Origin of the sequence: Neisseria perflava (genome assembly GCF_019334725.1) — a bacterium.
In the GTDB taxonomy this organism is placed as follows: domain Bacteria; phylum Pseudomonadota; class Gammaproteobacteria; order Burkholderiales; family Neisseriaceae; genus Neisseria; species Neisseria subflava_A.
This window is the reverse complement of the sequence record NZ_CP079818.1, coordinates 1,745,771-1,761,508: the sequence shown is the minus strand read 5'-3', so window position 1 is coordinate 1,761,508 and position 15,738 is coordinate 1,745,771. Positions and strand designations below refer to the sequence as shown.

Annotated in this window: 8 protein-coding genes; 5 read left to right on the top strand and 3 right to left on the bottom strand. The window is 50.7% G+C overall.

Features of this window, described 5'->3' with window-relative positions; genetic code table 11:
* Positions 1-84 precede the first annotated feature (84 nt).
* Both mutS and LPB400_RS08420 read left to right on the top strand, forming a co-directional pair.
* A complete protein-coding gene (gene mutS, locus LPB400_RS08425; protein ID WP_219088721.1) occupies positions 85-2,685 on the top strand; it encodes a DNA mismatch repair protein MutS in 2,601 nt (866 codons plus the stop codon).
* A gap of 37 nt (positions 2,686-2,722) precedes the next feature.
* Complete coding sequence (locus tag LPB400_RS08420) at positions 2,723-3,574, top strand: DUF5672 family protein (protein ID WP_219088719.1); 852 nt, start codon at positions 2,723-2,725, stop codon at positions 3,572-3,574.
* A 43-nt stretch (positions 3,575-3,617) separates the two neighbouring features.
* Here the strand turns inward: LPB400_RS08420 and LPB400_RS08415 are convergent, their stop codons facing one another.
* Positions 3,618-4,448: a DUF4198 domain-containing protein gene (locus LPB400_RS08415; RefSeq protein ID WP_219088717.1), complete on the bottom strand. Its 831-nt coding sequence runs from the start codon at positions 4,446-4,448 to the stop codon at positions 3,618-3,620.
* Between the two features lie 388 nt (positions 4,449-4,836).
* Between LPB400_RS08415 and LPB400_RS08410 the strand changes: the two genes are divergently transcribed.
* The 3 genes from LPB400_RS08410 to LPB400_RS08400 all read left to right on the top strand — a co-directional run bounded on the left by LPB400_RS08410 (position 4,837) and on the right by LPB400_RS08400 (position 7,869).
* Positions 4,837-5,886, top strand: a complete 1,050-nt coding sequence (locus LPB400_RS08410) for a sulfate ABC transporter substrate-binding protein (RefSeq protein WP_219089726.1) — start codon at positions 4,837-4,839, stop codon at positions 5,884-5,886.
* Positions 5,887-5,963: 77 nt separating this feature from the next.
* Positions 5,964-7,022: a DNA polymerase IV gene (dinB, locus tag LPB400_RS08405; RefSeq protein ID WP_219088714.1), complete on the top strand. Its 1,059-nt coding sequence runs from the start codon at positions 5,964-5,966 to the stop codon at positions 7,020-7,022.
* Positions 7,023-7,137: 115 nt separating this feature from the next.
* The gene (locus tag LPB400_RS08400) at positions 7,138-7,869 is read left to right on the top strand and encodes a phosphoadenylyl-sulfate reductase (protein ID WP_219088712.1); all 732 of its coding nucleotides are present in this window, start codon (positions 7,138-7,140) and stop codon (positions 7,867-7,869) included.
* 59 nt (positions 7,870-7,928) lie between these two features.
* Here the strand turns inward: LPB400_RS08400 and recB are convergent, their stop codons facing one another.
* A complete protein-coding gene (gene recB, locus LPB400_RS08395; RefSeq protein ID WP_219088710.1) occupies positions 7,929-11,585 on the bottom strand; it encodes an exodeoxyribonuclease V subunit beta in 3,657 nt (1,218 codons plus the stop codon).
* 144 nt (positions 11,586-11,729) lie between these two features.
* Positions 11,730-15,488: a hemagglutinin repeat-containing protein gene (locus LPB400_RS08390; RefSeq protein WP_219088708.1), complete on the bottom strand. Its 3,759-nt coding sequence runs from the start codon at positions 15,486-15,488 to the stop codon at positions 11,730-11,732.
* Positions 15,489-15,738: the final 250 nt, after the last annotated feature.

Sequence of the window (15,738 nt, the reverse complement as noted above, 5' to 3'; positions counted from 1 at the left end):
AAGCTGCTGGTAAAGGCCGTCTGAAACCTGTTTTTCAGACGGCCTTTTGTTACAATAACGCTTTTGCGTTTCTAAGGCTTTTCCATGTCTAAACCCACTGTTTCCCCGATGATGCAGCAGTATCTCGCCATCAAATCGCAACACGCCGACAAGCTGGTGTTTTACCGCATGGGCGACTTTTACGAGTTGTTTTTGGATGACGCGGTGGAAGCGGCGAAGCTGTTGGACATCACCCTGACCACGCGCGGGCAGATGGACGGCGTGCCGATTAAGATGGCGGGCGTGCCGTTTCACGCGGCGGAGCAGTATCTGGCGCGGCTGGTGAAGATGGGCAAAAGTGTGGCGGTGTGCGAGCAGGTGGGCGAAGTCGGCGCGGGCAAAGGGCCGGTGGAGCGCAAAGTCGTACGCATCGTTACGCCCGGCACGCTGACCGACGCGGCGTTTCTGGAAGACAAGGAAACCAACCGCATTGTGGCGGTGAACGCAGACAAGAAAAACGTTGCCATCGCATGGGCTTCTTTGCAAAGCGGCGAATTCAAAACCAAGCTGACGACAGCGGACAAACTCGCCGACGAGCTGGCGCGTTTGCAGGCGGCGGAAATCCTGTTGCCTGAAGGTAAAAGTCTGCCTGACGGTTTTCAGACGACCTCCGCCAACATCACGCGCCTGAATTCATGGCAGTTTGCCGCCGACGCGGGCGCGAAATTGTTGACTGAATACTTCGGCTGCCAAGACCTGCACGGTTTCGGTTTGGACGGCAAAGAACACGAAGCCGCCGTCGGTGCGGCGGGCGCGCTGTTGAACTACATCCGCCTGACGCAAAACCTGATGCCGCAACACTTAGACGGCATTTCGCTCGAAACCGACAGCCAATATATCGGCATGGACGCCGCCACGCGCCGCAATCTCGAAATCACGCAAACCCTCTCCGGCAAAAAATCGCCGACCCTGTTTTCCATACTCGACGGCTGCGCCACCCACATGGGCAGCCGCCTCTTGGCACTCTGGCTGCACCACCCCTTACGCAGTCGCGCCCACATCCGCGCCCGCCAAGAAGCCGTTGCCGCGTTGGGTTCGCAATACGAAACCCTGCAAGGCCGTCTGAAAAACATCGCGGACATCGAACGCATCGCCGCCCGTATCGCCGTGGGCAACGCCCGCCCGCGCGACCTCGCCGCCCTGCGCGACAGCCTGTTTGCCCTGTCCGAAATCGAATTGTCCGCCGAGGGCAGCAGTCTCTTAGAAACCCTCAAAGCCGTTTTCCCCGAAACCCTGCCCGTCGCCGAAACCCTCAAAGCCGCCGTAATGCCCGAACCCGCCGTCTGGCTCAAAGACGGTGGCGTCATCAACCAAGGCTATTCGGCAGAACTGGACGAACTGCGCCATATCCAAAACCACGGCGATGAATTCCTGCTTGAGCTTGAAGCGCGCGAACGCGAACGCACCGGCCTCTCCACCCTCAAAGTCGAGTTCAACCGCGTCCACGGCTTCTACATCGAGCTTTCCAAAGTCCAAGCCGAACAAGCGCCTGCCGACTACCAACGCCGTCAGACATTGAAAAACGCCGAACGCTTCATCACCCCCGAACTCAAAACCTTTGAAGACAAAGTCCTGACCGCGCAAGAGCAGGCATTGGCACTGGAAAAACGCCTGTTTGAAGCCCTGCTGAAAGAGGTTCAGACGGCCTTGCCGCAGCTTCAAAAAGCAGCCAAGGCCGCGGCTGCTCTCGACGTACTTTCTACGTTTGCCGCGATTGCGGCCGAACGCGGCTTTGTCTGTCCCGAGTTTGCCGACTATCCGGTCATTCATATCGAAAACGGCCGCCATCCCGTCGTCGAGCAACAAGTGCGCCACTTCACTGCCAACCACACCCGCCTCGACCACAAACACCGCCTCATGCTCCTGACCGGCCCCAATATGGGCGGTAAATCCACCTACATGCGCCAAGTTGCCCACATCGTCCTCATGGCGCACACCGGCAGCTTCGTCCCCGCCGATGCCGCCCAAATCGGGCACATCGACCAAATCTTTACCCGTATCGGCGCATCGGATGACTTAGCTTCCAACCGCTCCACCTTCATGGTCGAAATGAGCGAAACTGCCTACATCCTCCACCACGCCACCGAGCAATCCCTCGTCATTATGGACGAAGTCGGACGCGGCACTTCGACTTTTGACGGCCTCGCCCTTGCGCAAGCCATTGCCGAACATTTGCTGCAAAAAAACAAATCCTTCAGCCTCTTCGCCACCCACTATTTCGAGCTGACCAAACTGCCCGAAGCCCACGCAACGGCGGTCAACATGCACCTCTCCGCGCTCGAACAGGGACAAGACATCGTCTTCCTCCACCACATCGAACCCGGCCCCGCCAGCAAAAGCTACGGTATCGCCGTCGCCAAACTCGCAGGCCTGCCCAACCGCGCTTTGAAAGCGGCCCAAAAGCATTTAAACGATTTGGAAAACCAAGCCGCCGCCAACCGTCCGCAGTTGGATATTTTCAGCGCCATGCCGTCTGAAAATGAGGTTGAAGAGGAAGGGAAAGAACAAGAAGTTGAGCCTGTCGATAATTTGCAGACCAATGAATTGGCTGAAGCTTTGGCGCAGATTCAGCCCGACAACCTCACACCGCGCGAAGCCTTGGATGCCTTATATCGCTTGAAAGATATCTGCAATAAGGCGTCGTAAATAGCTCAAAGGCCGTCTGAAACAGGGGAATATATTAATGAGTTTTACTGACATTACCGTGGTTGGTATTACCGGCGCAGATTCTTATACCGAGGGCACGATGTATGCCATTGTCCGTAGTTGTGCCGAATTGCCCGGCAGCCGTGGATTGCTGATCAGCCCGAGCTGTCCGCAAGGTTTGCCGGAGAATATCCGACATCAGCCTTGCCGGAAATTCGGTTATCTGGAATACAATCTGTTTGTTTTGTACCAACTGATGTATTACATCGATACTGATTATTGTTTGATTGTTCAAAATGACGGTTGGGTGTTGAACGGTCAAAACTGGCAGGATACTTATCGGGAATATGACTATATCGGCGCACCTCTGCCGATTTTGTTGGAAACCGAAGCCGACGGGCAGTTTTTCCTGAAGGGAACCGACCAATATTTGGCCAAACAACATCTGATTCAGACTTCTTCGAATTTTGACGAGCCGCAGAACGGCGGTTTTAGCCTGCGCAGCAGACGGCTTTTAACCATGCCGCGACAACTGGGTTTAAATGTAGAAATCCGACCGCCTTTGCCGCCGAAAGACGAAAAAATTGCCGATATGGAATGGCTGGTACGGCTGCACCACGAAGATATGTTTTTGACGGCGCAACACCGTTATAGATTGCAGGACTTGGGTTTGAAATTCGCGCCTCCGAATATTGCTACGCAATTTTCTTCAGAAGTACCGTTTATCAATCAAATGAGGAATGTCCCTTTAGAGCGCGTCTTTGGGGCGCACTGGATGGGCAATGTGGTCTTGACCGGCTGCAACCGTGTCCGTTTTGCCCAATTAAATGGTGATAAATTGGAAACATACTCCCGTTTTTTTAGAAATTTGGGTTATGAATGGGAATAAATTAAGGCCGTCTGAAAGTTCAGACGGCCTTTTTTAATGGCTGTTAATGCTGATGGGCATGGCGTGCAGCCGCGCGTTTGGTACCGACAGGCACAATCAGCGTTGCGTAAGTATTGTCTTTCTGACATACGCTTTTATCGCCGTAATCGGTCTCGTTCACGACTTTGATTTTCCACAAACCGTCAATCAGAGTAATCACATTGACCACGCCGTTTTTATCGGTTTTGCCGGAGAAGCCTTGAGGCTCGCGGTGGTCATGGGTTGATTCCAAGTCCATTTCGGCCAAAGTGTCCGAGCTGGCGGTAACGGTGGCTTTAACCAAAGGCTCGCCTTTGTACAGGACTTTGACCGGCAAAATACCGCCGGCTTTGACTTCGTTAGGATTTTTCAGCGGAACCAGTTCCAGCTCTTGGCCGATAGGGCGGGTCAACACAGCTTCATCAACTGCGCCGTTGCCCACTTGGACAAAGCTCTTGCCGAACATTTGCGATTGTTCGCAATAGGTTGAACCGGCCAGCTGTTTCAAGGTTTGCTGTTTCCAGCCGTCTTGGTTTTTCGACCAGAAAGTCGGTTTGTAGGTTGCGCTGACCCAGTAGGAGCCTTCAGGCAAAGCGGCTTTGGAAACGTATTGATAGTTTTCGCCTTTATTTACCAAATCAACGGTTTTCTTTGAGCTGCCGGTCAATTGCAGCGGTTTGAAAATATGCACGCGGTCGTCGGCGATTTTTTCGACATTGGGGAAGTCATGGCTGTAACCCAAATCCGCATGCAGGATTTGGCCGGCAGGCTGATGTGTCGGTGCGGCCACCCAAACATCGTGCGCCTGCGCCACTGCGCCCAATCCCAGCAATCCTAAAAGCATCCATTGTTTCATAGTTTCTACACTCCATTTTGTTGTTGAATGAAAGGCCTTGTATTTTGGCGAGTAGAAACATTACTCTTATTTGCATTTTTTGTAAATAATAAGGATTATATTTTTTTAATTATAAATAATTATTTATATTGGATTTTCAGACGGCCTGACGTATTGGGCAATGCTGTTTGCAACGTATGTTTATCCTGTATAAATAGCTGCTTTAATCTTTATCTGATTGATGTATATGAAATTTATTGTAATGTGTATTTGAGTGGGCATTTTTTCCCGATTTCCGCCCGGATTGTATATAACCAAAACTGATAAACGCGAAAGCAAACATTATTTCCAGTTTGCATCCAATCCCGATAAAGTGCTCCCATATTTTTAACAGGAGCCGACCATGAATATCCGTACGCTTTCTTTTGCCGCTTTGACCGCCGCACTGGCTTTGAGCGCGTGCTCGCCAAAAACCGAACAATCCGCCGACAATGCTTCTCAAGCTGCCGGAGGTAAGGGGGGCGAAGTCAAATTGCTGAATGTCTCCTACGATGTCGCCCGTGATTTTTATAAAGAATATAATCCGTTATTTGTCAAAGAGTTTGCTGCAAAAAACGGCGGACAGTCGGTTGAAGTCCAACAGTCGCACGGCGGCTCCAGCAAGCAGGCTTTGGCTGTCGCCAATGGTTTGGCTGCCGATGTGGTGACCATGAACCAGACTTCCGATATCGAGCTTTTGGTGAAAAAAGGTTTGGTCAAAGCCGATTGGAACACACGCTTGCCGGACAATGCCGTGCCTTATACCAGCAACGTTGTTTTCTTGGTACGCAAAGGCAATCCGAAACACATTCAGGACTGGGGCGATTTGGCCAAAGACGGCGTGCAAATCGTTTTGGCCAACCCGAAAACCACCGGCAACGGCCGCTATGCCTTTTTGGGTGCGTACGGTTATGGTTTGAAAGTCAATAACGGCGATGAAGGTAAAACCAAAGATTTTGTGGCCGCATTGCTGAAAAACACGCCTGTGTTTGAAAACGGCGGCCGCGCGGCAACAACGACCTTTAGCCAACGCAATATCGGCGATGTCTTGGTTACCTTTGAAAATGAGGCCAACTATGTCAGCAAAAAGCTGACCCAAGACCAGTTTGAAATTGTCTATCCAAGCTACACCATTCTTTCCGAAGCGCCGGTTGCCGTCGTGGACAGCGTAGTCGATAAAAAAGGCACACGCGCCGTTGCCGAAGCCTATCTGCAAAACCTCTGGAGCGAACCGGCCCAAGAGTTGGCCGCCAATCTTTATCTGCGTCCGCGCAATGCCGAAGTATTGGCGAAACACAAAGCCGATTTCCCCGATATTGAAACTTTCAATCCGAATGAGAAATTTGGCCCGTGGGAAGAAATCATGAAAAAATTCTTTGCCGATGGTGGATTGTTTGACCAGCTTTCCAGTAAAAAATAAGGCTTAAACATAGAGGCCGTCTGAAATTTCAGACGGCCTTTTGTTACAATAAGCCTTTTTCTTATCCACCTTTTCCCATGTCCCAACGCAAAATCATCCATATCGATATGGACGCATTCTACGCTTCGGTAGAACTGCGCGAGCAGCCGCACCTGAAAGGGCTGCCGGTCGTTGTGGCGTGGGACGGTACGCGGTCGGTCATTTGTGCCGCTTCTTATGAAGCGCGCAAATTCGGTTTGCACTCGGCCATGTCGGTGGCAACGGCGAAAAGGCTGTGTCCGCAGGCGGTGTTTGTGCCGCCGCATTTTGATTTGTACCGCCAAGTGTCGGCTCAGATTCATGCCGTGTTTCGGCGTTATACCGATTTGATCGAGCCTTTGTCTTTGGACGAGGCTTATTTGGATGTTACCCGAAATTTTGAAAATATCCCATACGCCAGCGAGGTAGCCAAACGCATTCGTGCTGAAATTTTTGAAGAAACCGGTTTGACAGCCTCCGCAGGCATCGCGCCCAATAAGTTTTTGGCCAAAATCGCATCCGACTGGCGCAAGCCGAACGGGCAATTTGTGCTACCGCCGCAAAAAATCATGGTGTTTTTGGAGAGCCTGCCGTTGGGTAAAATTCCCGGTGTCGGCAAAGTCACGCTGAAAAAGATGAATGCCCTTGGTATGCAGACCGCCGGCGATTTACGCCGTTTTGAGCGCGGCGAACTTTTAAACCATTTCGGCCGCTACGGCTACCGCCTTTACGATTTGGCACGCGGTATCGACGAGCGGCCGGTCAAAGCCGAACGCGAACGCCTGCAAATCTCAACCGAAATCACCTTGCCCGAAGATTTGTCTTTGGAACAGGCTTCAAGCCATTTGCCGCACCTTGCCGAAGACCTCTGGCGGCAAATCGAACGCAAAAACGTCGAAGCCAAAGGCGTTACCCTCAAACTCAAAACCCACGATTTCCGCATTATCACGCGTTCGCTGACGTATTCTTCCGTCCTTCCCGACAGCGCCTCTCTGCTTCAGGCGGCGCATACTTTGCTGCAACGCATACCGCCGCAACGAGAAGACGCCTTCCGCCTGATCGGTATCGGCGTGAGCCATTTGCTGCCGAAAAACCAGCAGCAGACACTTTGGTTATAAAGAAATAGAAAAGCATTCTTTCCGTTTGAAGATAGGGCGCAGGACAATATCGTTCCATAACCATATCGGCAGCTGTTTCAACAGGCCGTCTGAAAATTATTAGGAACAACCAGCCATGTCTTTATTCCGTCCCCAATTCTGGAAAATCCCCGAAATCAGCGATGCCGAACGCCGCCGCCTACCTGAATTGGCTACTGCTTTGGAGCGCCGTTTGCAAGACATTGCCGCGCGCTATCCGCAAGCCGTGTTCGCATCCAGCCTTGCGGTTGAAGATATGGTCATTACCGATGCCGTGTGCCGTCTGAAACTGCCCATCCGCATCATCACGCTCAATACAGGCAAACTCAATCCCGAAACCGCCGTGCTGATTGCCGAAACCAATGCGCGTTATCAAACCGAATTGGAAGTGTTTTATCCCAACCGACAAACCGCCGATGAATTTGAAGCGGAATTCGGCACGACCGCGATGTACGACAGTGTCGAGTTGCGCCGCCGTTGCTGCCATATACGCAAAATCGAACCGCTCAACCGCGCTTTACATAACGCCCCCGCATGGCTGACCGGACAACGCCGCAGCCAGTCCGAAACACGCAGCGAATTGAATTTTGAAGAGCTGGATACGGGTCGCAACATCGCCAAATTCAATCCTATTTTTGATTGGGAAGAGCAGGATGTTTGGGCATATGCACACGAGCACCAAGTTCCGCTCAATGCACTGTATCATCAGGGCTATCCCAGTATTGGGTGCGAACCCTGCACGCGTCCGGTCAAGTTGGGCGAAAATATCCGCGCCGGACGATGGTGGTGGGAAAGCAAAGACAGTAAGGAATGCGGTTTGCACAAATAATCAAAGGCCGTCTGAAAATGTTTCAGACGGCCTTTTTGACGATTTAACAAAATGATTTATCAAGAATTTGTTTTTCGTTCAACAAAAGTGGAAAGTAGGGCGGTATTGATGTCCCATTTCCAAATGCCTCGTTCCGAGCCGTCCATACCGCGCAGGAAGAGGTAGCGGATGGCGATTTTGGGCAACGGCTTGCCACGCAGGGCATAGTAGCGCGCAATGGCAACGGCGTAGATCAGGGCTTGCAGGTAGTAGTGATGATGCGCCACGGCTTCGTTCATCGCCTGTTGCGTGTAGGCGCTTGCATCGTTGCCCAAATGGTTGGATTTGTAGTCGATTAAAACGACATTGCCGTCTGAATCTTGGCAAACCATATCGATGAAGCCGTTCAAATAGCCTTGCAAATCATGGAAATCAAGCAGTTGCGCGGCTTGGACGCATTCGGGTGGCAGGTTTGCTTCGCTTGAGGCAAACCAACGGCGCAAGTCGTCCAGTTTGAAATCGTCCATGTACAGGGTGAACCCCATTTCGGGCAGGCGTCGGGTCGGTGGAATCTGCGACAGGCTCTCACCGATTAAAGGCGTCAGGCGGCAGATGTCGAGCATGGCGCTTACCGTCGGCAGCCATTTGTCTTCAAAGCTGTGGCGTTGTAAAACTTCGGCAATCATTTCGGATTGGCTCTCGGCAGAGGCGGCGAAGTCGAGTTTTTCCAACATTTCATGCAAACATACGCCGGCATTGGTGCCGCGGGGGAAATGATGGATATCGAGGCCGTCTGAAAGCGAGGACGGCAGGTTTTCAGACGGCATGGCACGGTCTGCGCTTTCTGCCGGGTCGATGGCAGGTTGCAAAGGTTCGTGTTGTTCGTCGGTTGACTTGGTGTGCCTGCTCAAACCGGTAAAGCTGGTGTGGCGGATAAAGTCAAAATCGCGGCGTTTGATGCCATGTGCGCTAAAAGCTTGGTCTTGCTGTCGGCTGTATTGATAGACGGTTTCCAGCGGGGCTTCTTCCGTGAATGTAAACTCTGTATTTTCCGGCGCGTTTTTGATAAAGCGTTGCCAGTTGGTTTTAAGCATTTCTACAACGTCTGTCGCGCTTTTATAGCTTTGGCTGACGCTTTCGCGGCCGGCATCCGGCAAACCTTCGAGCAGATAGGCAAAAGGATTGTTGGGCGTACAGTTTTTGTTGGCGGCGGCGTAGATGTTGAGCTGTTCTTCGGCGCGGGTAAGGGCGACATAAAGCAGGCGTAAATCTTCTGCCGTCTTTTCGTCGGCAAGGTGGCTGAGTTCTGCTTCCGAGGTTTGCGATTTGGCCAGCAGCTCGGTTTCGTGGTTTTCGGTATGCAGGATTTTCCAGTTTTCTTTGGAATTGTCTTTGGTATCCCACGCGAAGGGGCAGTAAACCAAAGGATATTGCAAACCTTTTGACGCGTGCATGGTAACGATTTTGACCAGTTTTTCGTCGCTTTCAAGACGGATGGTTTGCGCGTCTGACGGGAAATGGCCGCTGCGCGCACGGCTGATTTGCTCGTTTAACCATTTATGCAGGGCGGCAGGGTTGCGGCTTTGGCTGTCTTCTTCGGCCAACAGCTCCAAAATTTGGTAGTAATTGGTCAGGCTGCGCTCGTTGCCGCCTTTGAGCAGGCGTGTTTCAATATCATGTAGGACGGCAAACTGCTGCACGGCGGCAAAAATGCCACCTTTCCGCCATTTTTCCATGGCCTCGGCAGACGACTCCAGCCATTTCAGCAGCTGATGTTCGTTGTGGTTGAGTTCGTAAATCTCTTTGGCGGTATAGCCGAACAAAACGCCGGTCAAGACAAAGCGCAGCCAGTCGGTTTGCCTTGGGTTGAGCCAAAAGCCGATCAGCGCGGACAGCGAGTCGGCCTCGGCAGAATCGAAAACGGACTGGCGTGACAGCAACACGCTTTGGATACGGCGCTGTTTCAGTTTTCCGGCAATCATCGCCGCTTCGTTGTTGGTACGGACCAAAACGGCAATATCGCCGGATTCCAATGCGCGACCTTTGAAATTCAGACGGCCTTCGGCCGCTTCATTGAGCGCAAAGGCAATTTCATCGGCGCAATATTCGGCGGCTCGGCTGCGCAAAATCTCTTTGCCGGTTTGGTCGTCCGTATTGATCCAGCGCACTTGGATAGCAGGGCAGTGTGGCGACAGCCGGCTTTCGGCGCGGCTGGCGGAGACCTCGCTGTAATCGATGTTTTCCAATACAAAGGGGTGTTTTTTTTGTTTGAACAAAGCGCTGATGCCGTTGATCAGCTTGGCATGGCTGCGGTAGTTGACGGCGAGGGTGTAATGCCTGTCCGCATCTTGCGCGGCTTGCAGATAGGCATAAATGTCCGCACCGCGAAAGCTGTAAATCGCCTGCTTGGGGTCGCCAACGAGAAACAGCGGGCAGCCTTGTTCGATAAAGATTTGGCGGAAAATTTCGTACTGCAACGGGTCGGTATCTTGGAATTCGTCAATCAGCGCGATTTCCCAGTTTGCCGCCGCCGCTTTTGCCAATGCGTTGCCGTGTTCATTGGTGGTCAATGCCTGATGGACATCCAGCAGCAAATCATCAAACACGCGCTCGCGGCGTGATTTTTTTTGTTCGGCAATGGATTGGTTGATGTAGGAAAGTAGGTCGAGTTGCAGGCAGATGAAGACTGCTTCTTCCGCGCTTTTCATTGCCTGCAAATCACGGCCCAGATTGGCTAAGACTTGCAGCTGAATAATTTCCGGCGTATCAGCATCGGCTTTATATTCTTTTTTCAGTTTGCTGTTGAGTGTATCGATACTGAAGAGGCTTAATTTTCCTAGCGTTTGTTTGCTCAGGCGGGGCAGACGGTTGGATTCGGCGTTTGTTTTTAAATCGGTAAAAACATTTTCAAAGGTATTTCTTTTGTAGGTCTGGCCGTTAAGTTTGGGAAAGATTGCCCAAAATGCTTTTTCCAAGTCTTCCAACTGATCGCAAACTTTTTGCCATGTTTCTTGAAGGTTGGCTTGAGCTTCTTTCAAATTGCCTTCAGGCCGTCTGAATTTCAGATAGGGGCGTCCGGTGTAGCTTTTGATTTCGGCAAGCATTTCTTCAGGCGTGCATTTTCGGTCAAAAACCAATTGTGCCAATGTGGCATTGGTTGCCACTTTCTGCCGCCAAAAGTCTTGCGCAGGAATCAGCAGCCTCTCACGCGAGTCGTCCGACAGCTCGACATCCAAAGGTGCGCCGCACAAAAACGCGTAATCGCGCAAGACGCGCTGACAGAAGCCGTGGATGGTGTAAATCGATGCGTTGTCAAACTGGCTCAGCGCGGCTTTGAGGCGGAGAATCAGGCGATGGCAACTTTCTTGTCCGTCTTGCTCACCTAAAGCCAAAGGAATCAAACGATTGAGAAAGTCATCAGGAGATTTTTTCTCTTTTTCGTAATATTTGTTCAGGCCGTCTGAAATATGTTCCGGCTTGCCGCCCAAGGTTTGAATTTCGTTCAAAACCTGCAACACTTCGTCCAAACGCGCGCGCAAACGGGTTTTCAGTTCTGCCGTCGCCGCTTTGGTAAAGGTAACGACCAGAATTTTCTCGATGTCTTTTTTTTCTAAAACAATCAGTCGGGTAAAGAGCGCGGCAATGCCGTAGGTTTTACCCGTACCGGCGGAAGCTTCGATGAGGTTGGTGCCGTCGATGGAAAGTGTGAGCGCGTCAAAAGGAAGGGCGGAAGACATGGTTGGAACGGAATAATATTAGCGAGGCATTATCATAACAGAGATAGTGTGTTGTTTTGCATTGATGATAAAAATGCCGTCTGAAAACTTTCTGTTTTCAGACGGCATGTCTTAATGGCTATTAAATGGCTTCAATAGCGCATCTTAGTAGCGCAAACGGCGTCTGGCGTAGCTTGGTTGGCGAGGACGGTAGGTATAACGGTTCGCCGCAGGAGCTTTACTGTCGTCATAGTAGTACGCAACATTATTACCGTTGATGGTCGTATTGTTGACGCTCAAACCGGTTGGAGAGCCGGTAGTAATAACAACATTGTCGCTTTGGATGGTGTTTGCCGTATTGGTTACGTTGGCTTCGTTTTTACCTTTGGCGTTGATGCCGCCGTTTGGTTTGCCTGAAGCGTAGCTGCCGTTGACATTGACGGTCAGATTTTTTTCGTTAACGCTGCTGATTGCGCCGGAAGTATTGACTTTTTTGCCTTCTACTTCAACGGAGTTGTTGGATACCAGGTTGGTACCATGCAGGTTGACGTCACCGTTGTTGGCATTGATTTTAATATCGTTGCCGGCCGCTACATTCGCGCCTGTGGCGGTAGAAGAAGCGTTATCGGTTTTGTTGACGCCGACAGAGCCATTGACGTGAGGAACAGCAACACCGGTTTCAACATTGATTGTCGCACCAGCGCCGATACCGACATTAACGGCTGTACCTTGGTTGGAGGCAGTATTGGCTGACTCGGTGAAGGTTACGCCGTTGCCTGCGGTAATGTTGACGTTGTTGTTGGCAGTAATGTTGGATGCAATTTCAGCAGAGTCTTTGGCGTTGATGACAACATTAGTAGCATTCATATCGCCTTTGACGGCGGTAGATTCTTTTTTGTTTTCGTCAGAGTAGTTGACGTTCAGGTTGGCATTCACATCAACGTTTGAACCGTCTTTGGTGTATGCGCCGATAGTCAAAGAAGCGCCGCCTTGTTTGCTGCTGCTGTTGCTGGTGTTGTGGGCGGCAGTGTTGTGGTATGAACCTGCATCAATGTTGATCGCACCGGTAGCATCGTATTTTGTACCTTCATCAGACACTTTGTCATTTGCCAAAACGATGGCATTGCCTGCGTTGATGGTGGTTACGGTTGCAGTGGATTCATTGTGGGTCGAAGAGTTGCCTTGACCTTGTGCAGTGATTTCACCGCCGATGCCTTTGTTGGTGCTGATGCCGGCAGAAACGACTAAACCGCCGCCGTTTTGTTTCACATCGGATTTTGCACCGCTGTGTGCTGCTGCATGGGTAACGTTTTTGGCAGCTTCCACCACATTGCCGGTTGCATTAATCACGGTACCTTCTTGATTAATATTGCCGTTTGCAGTGATGGTGGTATTGCCGCCGGTGTTGATGTTGGATACATGAGATGTATTCGTTACGGTAGTTGCATCTGTTTTTGTGCTGGTAATGCCGACAGATACGCCGATGCCTGCAACGTTATTTTTTTCGTATGCAGTAGCAGATACGCCCAAATCGGTTACGCGGCCGGATTCGGTCACAGTGTTGCTGCCTTTGGATGCAACAATATTGACGTTATTGGCTGCAGAAATGTTGACGGATTCTTCGCCGTTGATTTGGCTGCCGCTGACGGTAACGTTTGAGTTGGAAGACAACTGGGTGTTTTTACCGGTCAAAATGCTGCCGTTCAGGCCGACAGAGTGGGTGTCGGTGTGGGTATCGGTGAATTTGATACCGGCTTTGGCAGTCACGCTGCCGTTTTCTTTATTGGTTTCGGTGCCAGAGTAGCCTTTGATGGAATACTCGTTGACCTGTTTGTTTTCTACCGCTTTGGCAGCATCAATGGTCAAATCGCCTGCGGAAGACAGTTGCAGTTTTTGTGCCGCAAACAATGCAGAGCCGATCACATTGATGTCTTTGTTTGAAACAACGGTCAGGTCGGCATTGGAAACCAGGGTAGAACCGGTTATTTTTTCAATGCTGCTGTTGCTGCTGGTTTTAGAGGTCGTGATATTGAAAATCGTACCTTTACGCGCGCTTTGTGCGGAAGTATCGGTGCTGGTGGCGTTTTTAATATCAACATTGCCTGCTTTGGAGCTGACGAATGTACCGGCTTGGCCTTCAACGGTACTGCCGTAAACGTTAACGCCGTTTTTTGCACCCAAGACTACGTTTGAGTTGGCAGTAATGCTGCTGCCGTGCAGGTTTTCGGTACGGTTGTTTTGAACTTGGCTTTCACCACCGAACAGGCCGCCCCAGTATTTTTTCTGGTCGTCGAGGCTGTTGGTGTTGATGGTGGTTTGAGTACCCAAGTTGATGTTGTTGACATCGGTAACGACATTGCCGTTTGCCGCAATGCTTGCTCCGTAAGTGCTCAAATCGCCTTCGGAAATCAAACCGATATCACCGGCTGCGGAGATTTTGGTTTGATGGGCGGTAGAGTTTTTGGAAGATTTTGTAGCGATACCGGTTTTCAGGGCAGCAGTTTCATTTTTGAAGCTGACATAAGTCGAGCTGCTGTCGGTTTCGCTGTTGCTGCTCAATACGATGCCTTGTTGGGCGGCAATGCGTGCATCAGCAGCCGAGTTCAGTTCGGTCGCGTCCAGTTGGACTTTGCCGGTGGTGGCAATATTGACAGAACCGGCATTGATTTTGGTTTGATGCAGGCTTTCGTCAGTAGAGGAGCTCAGGTTGTTGTTGTACCAAAGGCCTTTGCTTTGAGTGTGGTCGGATTCTGTATGGTTGGTTGTTTTTACCGCGTTAGAATTGATGTTGCCTGTGGCAGATGCAGTCAGTGCCCCAGCATTGATGTTGGCCGCGCTCAGGTTGAGGCTGCCGCTATTGTTCAAAGTCAATGACTCGGATGCATTGATATTGCTGGCGGTAAAGGTTTCCGTTTTGCTGCGGTCCGAACGGAAGTGCTGAACATTTTGTGCTTCTTTGCCGCTGGAAGATTTATTGGCGGAATGGCTGGTAACCGTGCCTTTGATGTCGGTATCACGGGCAAACAATTCCATTTGTGCGCCGGTCAGATTGGCAGACTGGATGCTCAGGTTGCCTTTGCTGTCGATATTCAGATAGCGGGTACCGGTAATGGTGGCATTTTGAATGTTTTGTTTGGCGCGTTTGTCGGTCGCGTGGATGCGGATGGTGCCGGCACGCATACTGCCGAAGATATGACCGTCAAGCACCGGCGCATTTGAAGCAGCGTCCAATGCTTCGATTTGTGCGGTTTTATAGTCGAAGTTGCTTTTGCCTGAAGAAACATTGATGGCGTCGGCGGCATTAACGTTGGCTGATTTGCCGACTACAACTTGCGGCGCGAGCAGGTCAACCACACGGTTGCCGCTCAAATTGCCGTTTACTTGCAGTTGTTTGCCATTGTCGCTGATATTGAAAGATTTCAACGCGCCGTCTGAAACAGTTGGCGTACCGACAACCAAGGATGCGCGGTTGGCATTCAGGATGCTGCCGCCGTTGTGGGTAATGCCGTTAGGGTTTGCCAAAACATAGTCTGCGGCAATACCGAAGATCTCTTGCTGACCTAAGATCAGAGAAGGGTTTTTGCTGACCACTTCGTTCAAGATCACAGATGCGGCCTGACCTTGGAAGTTTTTGTTGGCAGACAGGTTCCCGGCCAGTTGGGATTTACCGGCAGACAGGGCGTTATTCAAAACGGCGCCGTGTTGGGAAACGTTGTACTTGTTATATTGGTTGTGAGAAAGACCTTGGGCCGTCGGTGCGGCAATGTTGACGATGTCAACATTGTGTTGCTGCTGTACCGAAGTTTGGCCGATGGCTTCGATATTGGCCGCTACCGCTGCATTTCCCAGGAATGCAAAGCACACGGCGACAGTTACTTTGCCAGAAGCTGAGAGCTTAGGCTGATATAAAGTGTCGATTTTCATGGATTTTAATCCTTATTTATCGTGATGGAGATTGAATCAGAAATCCCATATCGGGTATGAGATTTCTGTTGAGGAAATTTTGAATGTATTAACATTGTTATAAAATTTTTTACAATAATACCACCAGTACGGCCTTGTGTGCACTATTTCAAATGCAAATATAAACCGCCCATCTTATTGATATTAATGAAAAATTAATAATGTTAAGATGGGCGGTTTATATATTGGATAAAAGGATATATATTTACAT